Source organism: Sodalinema gerasimenkoae IPPAS B-353, assembly GCF_009846485.1.
GTDB lineage: Bacteria > Cyanobacteriota > Cyanobacteriia > Cyanobacteriales > Geitlerinemataceae > Sodalinema > Sodalinema gerasimenkoae.
In genome coordinates this window covers 2,437,141-2,453,890 of record NZ_ML776472.1, presented here as the reverse complement: position 1 = coordinate 2,453,890, position 16,750 = coordinate 2,437,141, and the positions used below count along the sequence as shown (strand labels likewise).

The following is a 16,750-nucleotide window of genomic DNA, read 5'->3' as shown; positions in this document are numbered from 1 at the left end:
AGCCTTTGCCAATGATGTATTGGCTATTATTGATGATTCAACCTATCGCTTCGTCACCATTTTTCTTGAAACTATGATTGATGATGCCAATTCTCAACGCTTGACCCAGCTAACTCAACTCGGGGCCCTTGCCGGTTGTGGGTTTGTGGCCATTGCTTGGCTGTTGGATCTTTGGGCTAATCCTTTGCCGGAGGGGTTCTGGTTGCTGCAACGTCATCTGGAGAACCCGGTGTTGTGGCTGATTGATACGATTCCTGTTCTCAGTGCTGTGGTTGCCCATCGCTTTGGGCGACAAATTGCTCGGCGGGATTTGGAAAAACAGCAACAACGGCAAACCCTGAAAAATCAAAGCCGTGCTTTAGTAGATTTGGCCCGCAATCAACAATTTGAAACCGGTAGTGTCTCGGCCACCTTAAAGGGAATTGCTCAAACCGCTGCCGGGATTCTCAATGTGGCCCGAGTCAGTCTCTGGCAGTTTGATGGCGATCGCCTGCTGTGTTTAGAGGTGTACCGCCGCTATAACGACAGTCATGGGAAAGGGACGACTCTGGCCCTGAGTGACCTGCCTAACTATACCCGTGCTTTAGAGAGCGATCGCTGTCTGGCAATCTCCGACGTGCGATCGGACCCCCGAACTCAGGCCCTAGCGGATGCTTACTTGACGCCGCATCAGATTGTAGCCGTGCTCTGTGCCCCGGTGCGTCTGGGCCCAAAAATGGTGGGAGTGGTCTGTTGTGAACAGGCGCAAATTCCCCGACGTTGGACGGTTGAGGAGCGGACTTTTGTGGCCTCGATTGGGGATTTTGTGGCTCTGGCTCTGCAAACGGGCGATCGCACTTCCGCAGAAGTGGCCCGCTGGGAAAGTGAAGAACGGTTCCGCTGGCTCTCGGAAGCGACCTTTGAGGGCATTATCATTCATGCCGATGATGCCATTCTCGACACGAACCAGGCCCTAGGAACCCTATTTGGCTATTCCGACACGGAACTACTGGCCATGAACCCTCTACAACTGTTCGCCCCGGACTGTCGTGCAGCGGCCCGAGATCCCCTGCGTTCAGGCTCTGAGAAAACCTGTGAGTTAACGGGCCTACGGCGGGATGGGAGTCTCTTTTCCGTCGAAATTCAAGGCCGTTCCCTGCCCTACTATGGCAACAAAGTGCGAGTGACGGCGGTACGAGATATTAGTGAGCGTAAGGCCGCAGAAGTCGCCCTACGCCAAAGTGAAGCTCGCTATCGTGCCATTTCCGAACTGGCCTCAGACTATATCTATGCCGCTGAGGTGGGTGAGGATGGGATTCTCTTGGTGCAATGGGCGACTCAAGCCTTTGAGCAAATTACCGGCTATACCATGGAGGAAATCCAGGACTTGGGGGGATGGTCTGGAGTGATTCATCCCGAAGACCAAACCCAGGCCCGTCGCTTTGGTACCGATGACCCCCGAGATTGGGATGGGATGCGGGAATATCGCATTGTGACCAAACAGGGTCAAACCCGCTGGCTGCGAGACTATGCTCGCCCGGATGGAGAGAGCCGCGATGGCCGGCCCCGACGGTTACTCGGAGCGGTGAAGGATATTACCCTGGCGAAACAGGCCGAGGCCGAACTGTATCGAGCCAAGGAAGCAGCGGAAGCGGCCAATCGCTCTAAAAGTGCCTTTTTGGCCAATATGAGTCATGAATTGCGCACACCCCTCAATGCCATTATTGGCTACAGCGAAATCTTGCAGGAAGAGGCCGAGGACGATGGGAATGAGGATGCGGTTCAAGATGTGCAGAAAATTCGCACGGCGGGGAATTATCTGTTGACTCTGATTAACGATATTCTCGATATCTCTAAGATTGAGGCGGGAAAAATGCAGCTTTATCTGGAATCCTTTGATATCGCTGCCTTGATGGAGGAAGTCTGTATCACCGTTGAACCCTTAATCGCGAAAAATCAGAATCATTTGACCATTGAGGCCGATGTGGAGTTGGGCGAGATGCAGGCGGATTTAACCAAGGTTCGACAAGTCTTGTTGAATTTGCTCAGTAATGCGGCCAAGTTTACTAAAGGGGGGACGATTACCGTTGAGGTTCGCCGAGGGCTGGAGACGATTCGCTTTCGGGTGGTTGATAGTGGCATTGGGATGAGTGAGGAACAAGTTCGCCAATTGTTTGAACCCTTTACTCAGGGGGATGCCTCAACGACGCGCCAGTATGGAGGGACGGGGTTGGGATTAACGATTAGTCGCCGCTACTGCCAGATGATGGGTGGGGAGATTACAGTAGAGAGTGAGGTGGGGCATGGTTCCACGTTTACAGTGGAGTTACCCCTGATGGTCAACCGTTTGGAGATCGCGCTGAAGTCCTCAGGCTCCCTGGATTGAGGCTTTGGGAATGGGCTAAACTAAGACGACGGCCCTGCATGAGCGATCGCCTCATTGAGTGGTTGGCTCAGTCTATTGCCGAGTGTTTTGCTGACTAGAGGAGTTCGTTCATGACATCGCCGGAAACTGCTAGAGTCTTAGTCGTTGATGATAATGAAGCTAACCGCGATTTACTTAGACGACGTTTGAAACGTCAAGGGTATGAGGCAATGATCGCCGAGGATGGCTTTCAGGCTCTGGAGTTGATGGCAGAACATTCCTTTGATTTGGTGTTGCTCGATATTATGATGCCGGGAATGAACGGCTATCAAGTCTTAGAAAAAATTAAGGCAGACCCGGAACTTCGAGATATTCCGGTTCTCGTTATTTCGGCACTGGATGATATTGAAAGTGTTGTAAAATGTATTGAATTAGGGGCAGAGGACTATTTACCAAAACCCTTTAACCCAATTTTACTTCAAGCCAGATTGGGGGCTTGCCTCGAAAAAAAGCGCTTAAGAGACCAGGAAAAGGCATATTTAGAAAAGCTGACGACTGAGCAAACGAAATCCGAAAAGCTTTTGTTAAGTATCTTGCCGAAGCCTATTGCGGAACGACTTAAACAAAACCAAAAAACTATTGCGGATAGCTTTGATGATGTGAGTGTTTTGTTTGCTGATATTGTCGGGTTTACGAAATTATGGTCACGAATATCACCAACAGAATTAGTAGAGTTACTGAATGAAATTTTTTCGGGATTTGATAAATTAGCCGAAAAAAATGGACTAGAAAAGATAAAAACGATTGGAGATGCTTATATGGTAGTGGGGGGATTGCCCATTCCTCGGGAGGATCATGCCGAGGCGATCGCCCAGATGGCCCTGGATATGCAGCACCGCATGGCTCAGTTTAATCGCGGCGACCATGAACCCTTTAGTATTCGTATTGGCATTAACACGGGCCCCGTTGTGGCGGGGGTGATTGGAACCAATAAATTTATTTATGACCTTTGGGGGGACACGGTTAATACGGCCAGCCGGATGGAGTCCCATGGAATTGCCAACACCATACAGGTGACCGAGACCACCTATCAACGGTTGAAAGATTGCTTTGAATTTGAGCGGCGAGGGGTGATTGATGTCAAAGGAAAAGGTAAGATGACGACATATTTACTTCTCGATCGCCGCCGTGAATCGCCATGAAGGATAAGGATTCTATTGTTCGTACTCATCAAGTCAGCCGTCGTTCTCTGTCCTCCTCCTGGGGATGGGTGATGGGATTGGTGAGCCTTGTGTTGCCGAGTCAGGCTATGGCCCAAGAGGGTTCAGCCTGGCTACAACCCTGTTTAGAGGAACTGCAACAGCAGTATTCCCTGGTGGTTCCTGGTGGTGGCCTCAATCATCCTGTGACGCGGGGAGAGTTTACCACTCTCTTCAACCAGATTCGCATCCCGAGTGCCGCTCCTACTGAGAATCTGCCCCGCTTTACAGAACGCCAAGGGACAGAGTTCTACACCGTTGATCCCCATCGCCATGTCTCCCGTTGGCAACTCTGGGAGAGTTTAACAGAGGAACTCGGTTATCAGGCGGCTGGCCCCGCTCAGGCAACCCTCCGCCGCCATTATCGGGATGCGCGGCTGGTTGAGGATAACAGGGCCTTAGAGGCGATCGCAGCGGCGGCAGAACGGGGGTTAGTGGTGAATCCTTCGGGATCAGATTGGCTTTATCCCTATCGTTTAGCTAGCCGGGCCGATGTGGTCGCGAGTCTTTGTCAAGTGCTGGCGTTGGATCAGCCTCAATTTATGGCGTTAGTTCCCTCGGAGTTTGTGGCCCCGATTGAGGTTCCCGAGTTACGGGGAGTTTGGCTGACGAATGTGGACAGTGAGGTCTTGTTTTCCTCCCAGAATCTACGGGAGGGCTTTGAACGCTTGCATCGTCTTAATTTTAATACCGTGTATCCGGTGGTTTGGAATTGGGGCTATACCCTCTATCCCAGTCAAGTGGCTGAACCGGTGATTGGTCGCGCTGTGGACCCGGAACCGGGGTTGCAGGGGCGTGATATGTTGGCTGAGGCAGTCGAGTATGGTCAGGAGTTGGGGTTGCGGGTGATTCCCTGGTTTGAATTTGGTTTTCAGGCCCCGTCCTATTCTGAATTGGCGCGACGAAATCCAGAGTGGTTGACACAACGGGCTGACGGAACTCAGACGATTATGGAAGGGGAACATGAACGGGTTTGGTTGAATCCCTTTCACCCGGAGGTTCAGGAGTTTATTCTCGATTTGGTGTTAGAAGTCGTCGAGAATTACGATGTGGACGGGATTCAGTTTGACGACCATTTAGGGTTGCCGGTGGAGTTTGGTTATGATGCCTATACGGTGGAGTTGTATCGCCGTGAGCATGATGGAAATGACCCACCGGAAGACTTCAATGACCCGGACTGGGTGCGTTGGCGGGCGGACAAAATTACTGAGTTTGTGGGGCGAACCTTTGAGGCGGTGAAGGCGGTGAAGCCGGATGTGGTGGTCTCGGTATCCCCCAATCCGCAGCATTTTGCCTATGCGCGCTATTTACAGGATTGGCAGCGGTGGCAGGAGTTGGGCTATATCGAGGAGTTGGTGTTACAGGTCTATCGCAGTGATATTGAGGTGTTTATTGGTGAGTTGAACCGTCCTGAGGTGTTGGCGGCCCGTCGTGAAATTCCGGTGGGAATTGCGGTGTTGGCGGGGTTACGCAATCGTCCGACGGAAATGCCGTTAATTGAGGAGAAGGTTCGGACAATTCGTAATCAGGGGTTTGCGGGGATGTCGTTTTTCTTCTATCAGAGTCTCTGGGATTGGTCGGAGGAGTCTCCGGTGCAGCGTGAGGCGGGGTTGGCGGAGTTTTTCCGGGAGGCGATCGCGGCTCCAGATGTGATGGATTAGATGAGACTATTGGCGGTAAATCCTCGAATCGGCGGACATCTATCGCCAATCCGGTTAAATGTCATAAACCTTTATGATTGCCCCCTTGCTCAAATCTCGGGGACAATTTAGAATAATAGAACGCTTAGCTCTCCGACCCAGAGAGACGGCAAGTGCCAGTTGCTTGTCGGTTTGATGATCGCTTTAAAAATTTAGATATTAAGGCTTAGGAGTCTTGTACTTTTAAGACCTTTGTTTGCTGGGTGGTTTTGGCCTTAGATGAGTGACCCAGGGAGATCCCGAGTTTGCGTGATCTCGCTTGTCTTGCCTGACGTTACCCGGATTAAAGTCTGCACGTAAGGTACAGGTTATCAACGTCCGTTGTCCCTCATGTTGAGTGGACGGGAAGTTGTATTTTCCCTTGACTGGTGTTTGACCTGATTGACGCATTGGCACCGAAAACCTTGTTAAATTCATCGTCCTCGTTAACCCCGAGTTCCCCTGCATCACTGTCTCAACGGAGGGAGATTGATGGCTCGACGCAAAGCATCCGCGATCGCTTTATTCACTATTATCAAGACCAGGGATTCCAAACGCTCCCCCGAGCGCCGATGTTGCACCCGTCGATTCCCATGTCATTCGTCATGAGTGCTGGATTGGTGCAAGTGGAACTGTCTCTGTCACGGTTTCCTGATTACCAGGGCCAGCAGTTTGTGCTGGTCCAAGACTGTTTTCGCCATTTTGACTTAGACAGTATTGGTCGGGATGAGAGTCATCTGAGCCTGTTTGAGATGCCGGGAGCCTTTGTTTTCGGTCCCAACGCCAAAGCCGCTACGATTCGCCGTATGTGGACGTTGGCGACGCAGCAGTTAGGGATTAATCCAGAGCAGTTGTGGGTGTCCTATTTCGCCGGAGGAGACCTCGAAGGCAATGCCTTACCTGCTGACGAGGAGACGTATGAGGCTTGGCGTGAGTTGGGACTGGCCCCAGAGCGATTAGTGGGGTTAGGGGTTGAGGACAACTATTGGCAACAAAGTCGGGGGTTAGGGTTTACCGGTGACCATCCTCGCAAATGTGGCCCCAATACGGAGTTGTTTTACGATTTGGGAGCGCGTCCTGATTGTGATGCCACGTGTGGGCCGCAATGTCGCTGTGGCCGGTTTCTGGAGTTTTCCAATTCCCTCTTTATTGATTCGGAACTGGAGGAAGACCATCATGAGATTATCCCCTTGGAGAATCCGTTTACAGAGACAGTGATTGGCACTGAGCGGGTGGCGGTGATTTTACAGGGAGTCTCGTCAGTGTTTGAGACGGCTGACTATCGTCCTCTGATTGGGTTGATTCGTCAGTATCGCCAGGCGCGACAGTTACCGGAGGGGATGGCTGAGGAAAGTGAACGGATTATTGCCGACCATCTCAAGGCCCTCTGGGTGCTGGTGGGGGACGGCGCACCGCCTCCGGGGAAAAATGGACGGGAACGGATTGTTAAGTTATTGATTCGGCGGGCGATCGCACGTTTGATGGTCTTAGAGATTGAGGAAACCGCCTTTTTCCCAGTTTTTCTCTCCTCGCTGGTTCAACAGTGGCAAAAACGTCAGGGGTCTCGGGAGGGTCAGACGGCGTTAAGGGAGTCTAGGGTTGAGACGTTATTGAAATATATTGAGGCGGAATCGGTGCGGTTTCACAAAACCGTTGAACGGGGCGATGACAAGCTTAGGCAGTTTATTGCCAATTGGGTTGAGGGATTGGATAATGAGACATCGTTGGAGGCGCAACTCATCAATATTGAGAAAAATTGGGGGTTGCCACGGCCTCTAATTAAACTGCATCTATGGAAGGCGAACATTCCCTTTAATCGCCAGAAGTATCAAGAAGCACTGCAAACTTGGAAATCTCAGTTACGCTAAATCAGCTAGATGAACCAACCGAACACGTCAGCTATTGTTTAAATGATCAAGGATAATTATGACAGCTTTTAATTCACCTAAACCCCAATCAATTCAAGAGTTACAGACACGATCTTTAAAAATCATTGCTCAGTTAAATAAAAACCTAAAACGACATCCGAGTCAGGTAGAAATTCTGCAAGACGTGCTATCTCATGTCTATGACTTAACACAATCTCCTTATGTCTATTGCGTTCTTAAACATCGCTTGCAAGATGAACTCGAACTTGGAGCATTTTGGCAGAATGGTCAGAACATTAAATTTCAGAAAGACGAAATAGAAGAGATTATCCAGCAAATTGGCACAACGCTGATTCAAAAGATCATCCAGGAGCAAGCACCGCTCTACCTAGCCAATCCTGAGGCGATACGAGACTACGAAGAGAAGCAGGGACAGGCTCTAAGTTTGTGTTCTCGGGGACAGTCTTGGTTAGGGGTTCCTATGACGACAGTTGACCATACTCTCGGGGTATTAATTGTTCAAGACTTAGAGCGAGCGAATGCCTACCGTGAGGAATTAGTCGATATTCTCGATGTGATTGGGGATGTTGCTGCGAGTGCGATTGATTATGAGCGACTACATTATCGCGTCACCATTATCGGTGATGTGGAACAAGAGTTAACTCAACTTCAAGCAAACAGCGAAGCAGAACTCCTGGGAGGCATTTATAATAAACTCAAAAATATTCGTGATATTGATATCAAGAATTTATCAATTGTTTTATATAACAAGCTCAAAATTAATCATGCTTTTCAGGTTGTAGTCAGCCAAGGAAAAATTCGGAATATTGAGGATCAAGATGAACAAACGCAACTACTCTCAGCACTAAATCAAAATTTACTAGCTGAGATAATTGAGGACAAAACTCCTCGGTTACGAATCAATAATGAGTTTAAGGCGTTATCGATTGATGATGTCCGAGACAACCAACCTGCCTCCTGGATGGCTGTTCCGATGCGGATTCAGGGGCGAGCCATTGGTGTGTTTATTGTTGAAGACCCAGATCGAGCGACCCCTGAATCCGTTTATAATAAAAATGATGCTGAGTTTTTAGATATTCTTTCAGACCAAGCTGCCAATGCTATTTATCGCTTCCGCTCACAACAATCTTCAAAAATATTAGCTGAAATTGAAAATGAGCTATCGAATCAAACTGAGTTAAATCAGGAGAAAGTTTTTGGGATTTTAAAGGAGCGTGGCTCGGAACTTGTTGACGTCTATAATCTATGTGTCTTTTTATATGATTCGGAACAGGACAAGTTTAGTATTGCGTTAGCTTATCGTCAAGGTCAAGAACTGAATACATCGGAATCAGCAATGGCTCAACAAGTTTGGTCGAATAGTCCAGAGCCAGTGTTACGAATGGTGTTAGATAGCCAGAAAGCTTTAATTCTTAAGACTAGGCAAGAGGTTCAACAGTGTTTTTTAGTGGAAGATGCTGACCGAGATGTTCCAAAAAGTTGGCTTGGAGTTCCAATGCGAGCCGGAAATCAAGTGGTTGGAGTCTTTGTGACCTTTCATATGAAACAGGAAGGAGTTTATCATGAAGATGATGCGCGATTGCTGGATGAACTATCAGATTCCGTGGCTCTCGCATTAGCAAATGTCAAACTGGCAGAGCGCGATCGTAAAAACTTTGAGCAGCGTATTAATAACCTTGAAACGTTAGGGGATATTTATGAAGAAGTTAGACAAAACTCTTTAGAGTCTGTTATGAGTAAAATACTAGAGACCGCCAAGGAATTCACGGGTGCAGATTATGCCGACGTCTGGTTGTACCATAGAGAACGTAATGAGATCAAACTAGAATCTCAATGTGGTGGTCGAGTTAATTTGGACTATAAAAATGATGCGATTAGTTTAAACCCTTCTAATCCTCGTAAAGGCATTTCTGGATATGTATTTCAATCTAAGAAACCTTATTATGCTCCTAACGTGACACCAGGAAAAGATCCTTACTATATTGAGGTTAGCCCTGAAACTCGGTCTGAGTTGGTCGTACCACTCATTTTTCGAGGCAAAGTGCTTGGAGTTCTAAACTTTGAGAGTAAAGAAGAAGATGGCTTTTCACCTAATGAGCAGCAACTTGCTGAAACGTTGACTGACTCAGCTGCTGTAGCAATTGAGATTTCTAGATTAAAGCAGCAACTTGAGAGCAGCAAGCAACAACTTCAGGAAAGAAAAAATGAGCTAGGTAAGTATCAAAATCTTCTGGAAGAGTTGATTAGCGTTGTAACATCTGATAGTCCTCAAGACACCGAAGCGATTGCAGATTACATTCATCAGGAAGCGTCTGATTTAATGGATACCGACAATATGTACTTCGCTACCTATGATGATACAACAGACTTAGTAGAATTCATCATGGTTTATGTAGAGGGAGAGCAAATCGAACCCTATCCTTCGAGAACGCTGCATGAGGGCCGTGGTAAGACAGAAGAAATTATTAGGACAAAGACGGCAATTCGTCATACTTCCCAACAGTCGTTAGCCTGGTATTCTACAGAAGGTCGCGATTACGTTAACAAACATTATGACTGTCCTTGGCTCGGAGTTCCAATTTTGCTTACAAAAGAAAAGAAAACAAAATGTTTGGGAGTTATCGCAACTTATAGCACTAAAGACGAAGACAAAACCTATACAGAAAATGAGCAACGTATCTTGGGAAATCTAGCTCGCTGGTCAGCGATAACCATACACAATGCTAAAATCACTGAGCAAGTTGCTGAACAGCAAAATGTTCTTACTCGTTCGTTGGTTGCTCAAGACTTTATTCACCGTATCAATAGCATTGCTGGGACAATTCCAATTCGGCTGCAACTTTTAGAAATGGAACTACAAGCAGCAGGGTCCATTAATATCCCAGACTGTCAAGGTTACATTCAATCGTGTCAGGATGAATTTCAAAATCTTTTAACTCAAGTCAATCAACTCAAAAATCCAGAGCCTGAACGAGTTATAAACCTCAACACACTGTTGAGTTCTCTTCTGACTGAGATCGAAATTTTATATCACCAGGACTTAACCGGTGGTACACTAACGTTAGAACGAGATATACCTGAAAGCTTAAAGTCTATCAAGGGATTTCCATCTCTAGTTGCAAACTCGTTTGAGGCAATTCTTAAAAATGGGGTTGAAGCTGTTTTAGGAAAAGGACGAGGAATCCTGCGAGTGGAAGCTTGCAATCTCGACCTAGATACTGTCGAAGTTGTGATTCAAGATACGGGGGTCGGACTATCTGAAAACTTACAGTTAAAAGTATTTACGCCATTTTTTACAACCAAACCTAGGGGGACAGGCTATGGATTATGGCGTGCTAAAACGGTCTTTGAAAATATGGGAGGTGAAATTGAATTTGATTCTGATCCAGAAATTAAAACAAAAGTCACCGTAACGCTACCCACTGTCAAATAGCTTGGTTTAAACTTAGGGAGTAAAACATTATGTCGCCATCCAAAAAAGTGCTAGTTGTGGACGACCAACCCCGCTGGCGTAATATTTTTAAGACGCTTTTAAGCAAAATAGATCTACCGCTCACCATCTCTGAGTCTGATAGTCTCGATTCAGCGTCACAACTCTTAAGGGAGGAAACCTTTGACCTAGCAATTCTAGACTTGCGACTGGTGGATGAGGAAAACCAAAATCTTGATGGACTTGTCCTCTTACGAAGTATTAAGGAAGAGTATCCAGAAACTAAAGTTATTTTAGCCACAGCCTATCCTAGTAAACTCAAAGAGCAACGTAAGGAAGCTGATGCGTTTGTTTTGAAAGTTCCTGACGAGGGAATGTTTGATATAAAGCAGTTTCATAAAACCATAAAATATCTCCTTTAGACGTTTTATTCAGTTTGTATTTTCCTTATTCTTCTTCTGACTAATGAATTTTATTTCTCGTATTTTAGTGGTAGATAGTGAAAGAGAATGGTATGAGGCGCTATCTAAAGCCTTTAAGCTTGAAAATTTGTTTAATCGGTTTAAATATATTATAGATTATGTTGATTCTTGTGAAAGTGCGAAAAAACATTTAGACGATAACGAATATGATATGGTGATCGTAACTGAAAACCTAGAAACAACGTCAGGATATCTGACATATGAGGGACTTTATGTTCTTGACTATATAAATAAAAAACATAGCTATATCTACAAAATACTGATAAATACCTGCGAATTAGAGCCAAAAGAAAAGCATTATGATATATTTGATAAATATAGAGTTGATAACCCAGAGGTTTTTGTTAAACAACGTGTAAATACTAAGGATTTCACAAATACCGTTATTGAAATGGTTAAAAAATTCCAACATGGCTATGCTCTTTTGATTGGTGTTGGCTATGAAAACTCTTTACCTGCAACCGTCAATGATGCCAAAGATATATACGGTGTGTTAGTAGATTCGAGATTAGCCGCTTACCCTCAGCAGCAAGTCCAACTTCTCACCGAAGAAGCGTCGACGAAAGCTAATATTCTTGCAGAATTGGATACCCTAGCTAATCAAGTTAGGGGGAATCCAGAGGCGACGGTGTGGATTTACTATTCTGGTCATGGATTTTTCTCTGAACAAACTCAAGAGTATTTCTTAATTCCTTATGATTATTCATTACGGGAGATTGAAGATACGTCTATTTCTAGTCAAGAATGGAGTATAAAAATCGAAGAAATTAAAGCAAAAAAACTAATAGTTTGGTTGGATTGCTGTCATGCTGGAGGAATGCTATCTAAAGAGTTAGATGGGCTTCCTTTTTGTGAGTCCCCCCCGCCGAAAGGTATTTTCAAGGGACTAAATTCAGGTTCGGGACGAGTAGTTGTCGCATCTTGTAAACAAAACCAAAAATCTTATATTTTAGATGGTGCAGTGAATAGTGTGTTCACAACCTGTCTTCTTGAAGTCTTACAAGGACAAGGCTTAACTGATTTTGATGATGAATATATACGTTTTTTCCAGATTATGAGTTATCTTTATCATAAAGTTCCAGAGTCAGTCAAAACGAAACCACAAAATCCTATTTTAGTAAGTGGTGAAGGTATCGATGAGGATTTCGCTGTATGTTGTCGTCCCAGAAAGAAGGTAGCGATAAGTCAACCGACTTACCCAGCAGAACAGATTGATGAGATACGAGAGGCTGATATTGACCAAAGTAACGAGAATGTAACTCCTGCATTTATTGAAAACCTTCAAAATAAAATTAAAGGTAACTATAAAGTATTAAAAATATTAAATCAACAGATAGCCGATTTTGAAATTGAAGAAATAACTACTGCTAATCCTTCATTGAAATTTGAGTTAAATCAGAAGATACCGGGACTAAAAGAGCGAAGTGCTGCTCTAGAAAATGAGATTGAAGACTTAAATAATAGGTTATATCAAGCCCGTGAAAATTTTGATTAAATAGGCTTTAAGTTTCAGCTAGTTGTAGAGCTGCCAGAAACAAATCTGGAGAATAGATGCTGAATTGAGCTCGGTTTAATCCGAGAGCAGCCTTGTTGTAACTCTAATGCTTCTCTCTTGGAGTCATCATTGCCTCTTACAGAATGGCCCCATCATCGCCTCTCAACGCCATTGCTAACTCCAGAATTTGCCAGATTTTGCCTTAAAATAACAAGACGTGACTAACAAAAGCATTATTAAGAATTACTACAAAAAACTCTATGTTTAGTGCATCCATTCCCGAGTCCGAACTCCAGGAACAATTTAGGGCGCTTCAGAAACAACTGCGCGATCGCTGGCAGACCATTGACCAGTTCGACCAAGATGATAATGATATCCTCGTCATCCCCTCCATCACCCTCGATCAACGGGAACTGAGAAAAATCGCTGGGGTTCACCATTACGAGGAACGCAACCTCTATTCCCTGATTCGCCTACGCAACCCCCGCACTCGCCTCATTTACGTCACCTCCCAACCCCTCCACCCCAGTACCATTGACTATTATCTACAACTTCTACCGGGGATTCCCTTCTCCCACGCCCGCGATCGCCTCCTCTTATTCTCCACCTACGACTCCTCCCCGCAACCCCTCACCCAAAAAATCCTCGATCGCCCCCGCTTAATTGAACGCATCTGGCGGGCGTTACGACCCCACCAATCCTATATGGTCTGTTTTAACGCCACGCCCTTGGAACGGGAGTTATCGGTACGCCTAGGGATTCCTCTGTTAGCGTTGGATCCTGACCTCCTCTATTGGGGAACGAAAGCCGGTTCGCGGCAGATTTTCAGCGATTGCGGGATTCCCCATCCCCCCGGAAGTGAGTTAGTCCATTCCGTGGACGACTTGACAGCGGCGGCCTCGGAGTTATGCGATCGCCAACCCCAGGCCCAGCGATTTGTGGTCAAACTCAATGAAGGCTTTTCGGGAGAAGGAAACGCCCTTTTAGATGTGACGGGACTGCATAATAGTTCCCCCCAACAACGCCTCAGCCAATTGCGCGATCGCTTCTCCCAAATGCGCTTCCAAGCCAACGGGGAACAGTGGCCCAGTTTCGCCAGCCGCATCCCGGAACTCGGGGCGATCGTGGAATTGTATATTGAAGGCCAGGAGAAGCGATCGCCCAGTGTCCAATGTCGCATCACCCCCGAGGGAACGGTTGAAATTCTCTCGACTCATGATCAACTCCTCGGTGGCCCCGATGGACAAGTCTATCTCGGTTGCGTCTTCCCCGCTGATACAGACTATCGCGTGCGTCTGCAAGAGTTGGGCTTACGAGTGGGGGCGGCTTTAGCGGAGAAAGGCTGTTTAGAACGCTTTGGGGTGGATTTTATTGCGGTTCACCAAGACGGAGATTGGCAGTTACACGCGATTGAAATCAACTTAAGAAAAGGGGGAACCACTCACCCCTTTATGGAGTTAAAACTGTTAACGAAAGGGCGCTACGACCTGGACAGCGGTTTATTTTATAGCCAACAAGGACGGGCAAAGTTTTATCGCGCCAGTGACAATTTACAAAATTCGGGGTATCACGGTTTATTGCCCAATGACTTGATGGAAATCATCGCCTATCATCAACTTCATTTTGATAGCAGCACAGAGACAGGGACGATTTTTCATCTCATGGGCTGTTTATCTCAATTTGGCAAGTTGGGGTTAACCAGTATTGGTAATTCCCGTCAAGAAGCGGACAACATTTATCAGACGGTAGTGGATATTTTGGATGCAGAAGGCCGTCGCTATGGCAGAGAGGACGGGGAGGGAGATATGCCCCCAAGTCATCCCATTGCCTGGCGGGGACGGATGGAGGTGGGGAGCTACCGTAGGGGCGCGCCCTTGTGGCCGCCCGAGGACACGGAGAGTTAGAGGAGGAACAAGGAAAGGAAACCTTTACCCCAGGTTTTTCTATTCCTTGTTCCCTATTGCCTATTGCCTTTTTTCCCCTTCTTTCCCCTTCGGTTTAAAGGTGGAGGAAACATAGAGTTCTTTTAACTGTTTCTTGTCCACATTGGCGGGGGCGTCGGTGAGGAGACAGCGGGCTTGTTGAGTTTTGGGGAAGGCGATGACATCCCGGATTGAGTCTTCTTGGGCTAATAACATGACTAGGCGATCTAAGCCGTAGGCAATTCCGCCGTGGGGTGGAGTTCCGTAGTCAAAGGCATTGAGGAGAAAGCCGAATTTCTCGTTGGCTTCGTCGTCGGATAAGCCAATGGCCTCGAAGACTTGTTCTTGAATCTCCCGTTGGTAAATCCGTAGGCTACCACCGCCGATTTCGTTGCCATTTAAGACCAGGTCGTAGGCTAAGGCCCTGGCGGTTTTGAGGTCGGCTAAATCTTCGGGGTTGGGGGCGGTAAAGGGGTGGTGGAGGGCTTCGAGACGTTTTTCGTCAGCGTTCCACTCGAACATAGGGAAGTCGGTAATCCAGAGGAGGTTGAGTTGATTCTCGTCGATGAGATCCATCTGGCGGGCGATGACTTGACGCAGGCGATCGAGGGTTTTGTTGACGGTTTCTCGGTCTCCGGCACCGAATAGCAAGAGATGGCCGGATTCGGCGTTGGTTCGGCTGAGGAGTTCGGCTTTTTGGTCGTCGCTGAGGTTGTCTTTGATGGCGCCGATGGTGTCGATCTCGCCGTTGTCTTTGACGCGAATGTACGCGAGTCCTTTGGCCCCGGCTTCGCTGGCTTCTTTGAAGAGGTCGCCGCCGGGTTTGATGCGGACGTTGGAGATGGTGGCGTTTCCGTTGGGAATGGGGAGGACTTTGACGATTCCGCCGGCTTTGATGGCCCCGGAGAAGACTTTGAAGCCGGAGTCTTGCATGAGGTCGCAGACGTCGACGAGTTCTAGGCCATAGCGGGTGTCGGGGCGATCGCAGCCGTAGCGGTCCATTGACTCGTGATAGGTGAGTCGGGGGAAGGGCCGGGGAAGGTCAATTCCTTTGACGGTTTTGAAGATATGGGCGATGAGGGCCTCGTTGAGGTCAATGATTTCGTCGAAGGACATGAAACTCATTTCCATGTCCAGTTGGGTAAATTCGGGTTGTCGATCGGCCCGTAAGTCTTCGTCGCGGAAACAGCGGGCGATTTGATAGTAGCGATCCATCCCCGACACCATGAGTAACTGTTTGAACAGTTGCGGGGATTGGGGAAGGGCGAACCATTCGCTGGGGTTGACGCGACTAGGAACGAGGTAATCCCGCGCGCCTTCGGGGGTGGAACGGGTTAAGACGGGGGTTTCGACTTCGACGAAGTTTTGCTGATCTTCGAGGAAGCGACGGATGGCTTTGATGGTGTCATGGCGCAGTTTGAGGTTTTGGGCCATGCGATCGCGCCGTAAGTCGAGGTAGCGATATTTCAGGCGCAATTCTTCCCGGACGGCTTCGACTTCTGAGGTTCCGACTTGGAAGGGGAGTTGTTTGTGAACTTCGTTGAGAACCTCGATGCGATCGGCGTACACTTCGATTTCGCCGGTGGGGAGTTTCGGGTTCAGGGAGTCATCGGGCCGTTGATAGACGGTTCCGGTAACGCGCACAACATATTCGTTACGGAGTGGGTCAGCCTGTTGGAAGGCGTCGGGGGTTCGTTTGGGATCGCCGACGATTTGCACGACTCCGCTGCGATCGCGCAAATCCACGAAAATCACGCCACCGTGATGCCGACGACGATCCACCCAGCCGCAGAGGGTGACGGTGTTACCAATATCTTCTTTTCGGACAGTGCCGCAATAGTGGGTTCGCATGGTGGCAGGGTTAAGGAGTAACGTGCAGAATGAATGCTCCCCCCACCTGCTGGCGCGAGGTGTGGGTGTCTTTAACTACAAGGGTTTATCCCTCGCGACAGGCGGCATTCTCGCCGTGTTACGGGAACTTTTGCCCGTAAACACCCCCAAGTCGTTTCCGCTATGGGGCTCTTCAAATCTGGAAAACTTCCCCATTATGCCGTATCGGTGGGGAGTCTGTTAAGTGGGGAAGGGAATAGGGGGGAGAAGGCAGTAGGCAGTAGACAGTAGGCAATAGGGGGGAGAAGGCAGTAGGATAATTATGCTTACTGGCTCTTGCAACATGGGATTGTATTTTGTCAATCCTTTTTGTGTTTATTTTTGTTGCGAAAATATTTTGTCGCAGGCCAAATGTTTAAT

The 16,750-nt window shown here is 47.6% G+C and carries 9 protein-coding genes; 8 read left to right on the top strand and 1 reads right to left on the bottom strand.

Features of this window, described 5'->3' with window-relative positions:
* The first annotated feature begins 19 nt into the window (after positions 1-19).
* From L855_RS10760 to L855_RS10725, 8 genes are all read left to right on the top strand, one after another.
* The gene (locus tag L855_RS10760; protein WP_246198810.1) at positions 20-2,365 is read left to right on the top strand and encodes a sensor histidine kinase; all 2,346 of its coding nucleotides are present in this window, start codon (positions 20-22) and stop codon (positions 2,363-2,365) included.
* 110 nt (positions 2,366-2,475) lie between these two features.
* The gene (locus L855_RS10755; protein WP_159787893.1) at positions 2,476-3,546 is read left to right on the top strand and encodes an adenylate/guanylate cyclase domain-containing protein; all 1,071 of its coding nucleotides are present in this window, start codon (positions 2,476-2,478) and stop codon (positions 3,544-3,546) included.
* Complete coding sequence (locus L855_RS10750; RefSeq protein WP_246198809.1) at positions 3,543-5,264, top strand: glycoside hydrolase family 10-like protein; 1,722 nt, start codon at positions 3,543-3,545, stop codon at positions 5,262-5,264. The genes L855_RS10755 and L855_RS10750 overlap by 4 nt, the downstream gene beginning before the upstream one ends.
* Positions 5,265-5,671: 407 nt before the next feature.
* The gene (locus tag L855_RS10745) at positions 5,672-7,150 is read left to right on the top strand and encodes an alanine--tRNA ligase-related protein (RefSeq protein WP_159787891.1); all 1,479 of its coding nucleotides are present in this window, start codon (positions 5,672-5,674) and stop codon (positions 7,148-7,150) included.
* A 58-nt stretch (positions 7,151-7,208) separates the two neighbouring features.
* The gene (locus tag L855_RS10740) at positions 7,209-10,604 is read left to right on the top strand and encodes a GAF domain-containing protein (protein ID WP_159787889.1); all 3,396 of its coding nucleotides are present in this window, start codon (positions 7,209-7,211) and stop codon (positions 10,602-10,604) included.
* A gap of 29 nt (positions 10,605-10,633) precedes the next feature.
* On the top strand, positions 10,634-11,023 hold the full coding sequence (locus L855_RS10735) for a response regulator (protein ID WP_159787886.1): 390 nt from the start codon (positions 10,634-10,636) through the stop codon (positions 11,021-11,023).
* 43 nt (positions 11,024-11,066) lie between these two features.
* Positions 11,067-12,578 carry a caspase family protein gene (locus L855_RS10730; RefSeq protein WP_159787882.1) on the top strand — a complete coding sequence of 504 codons (1,512 nt, stop codon included), beginning with the start codon at positions 11,067-11,069 and terminating at the stop codon, positions 12,576-12,578.
* Between the two features lie 260 nt (positions 12,579-12,838).
* Positions 12,839-14,482, top strand: a complete 1,644-nt coding sequence (locus tag L855_RS10725; protein WP_159787879.1) for a peptide ligase PGM1-related protein — start codon at positions 12,839-12,841, stop codon at positions 14,480-14,482.
* A gap of 60 nt (positions 14,483-14,542) precedes the next feature.
* Here the strand turns inward: L855_RS10725 and aspS are convergent, their stop codons facing one another.
* Positions 14,543-16,351 carry an aspartate--tRNA ligase gene (gene aspS, locus L855_RS10720; RefSeq protein ID WP_159787876.1) on the bottom strand — a complete coding sequence of 603 codons (1,809 nt, stop codon included), beginning with the start codon at positions 16,349-16,351 and terminating at the stop codon, positions 14,543-14,545.
* Positions 16,352-16,750: the final 399 nt, after the last annotated feature.

Bases quoted from the DNA above. Each gene is read 5' to 3' on its own strand.
- L855_RS10755 (WP_159787893.1), top strand. From the start codon at position 2,476: ATGACATCGCCGGAAACTGCTAGAGTCTTAGTCGTTGATGATAATGAA.
- L855_RS10750 (WP_246198809.1), top strand. From the start codon at position 3,543: ATGAAGGATAAGGATTCTATTGTTCGTACTCATCAAGTCAGCCGTCGT.
- L855_RS10740 (WP_159787889.1), top strand. From the start codon at position 7,209: ATGACAGCTTTTAATTCACCTAAACCCCAATCAATTCAAGAGTTACAG.
- L855_RS10735 (WP_159787886.1), top strand. From the start codon at position 10,634: ATGTCGCCATCCAAAAAAGTGCTAGTTGTGGACGACCAACCCCGCTGG.
- L855_RS10730 (WP_159787882.1), top strand. From the start codon at position 11,067: ATGAATTTTATTTCTCGTATTTTAGTGGTAGATAGTGAAAGAGAATGG.
- L855_RS10725 (WP_159787879.1), top strand. From the start codon at position 12,839: ATGTTTAGTGCATCCATTCCCGAGTCCGAACTCCAGGAACAATTTAGG.
- aspS (WP_159787876.1), bottom strand. From the start codon at position 16,351: ATGCGAACCCACTATTGCGGCACTGTCCGAAAAGAAGATATTGGTAAC.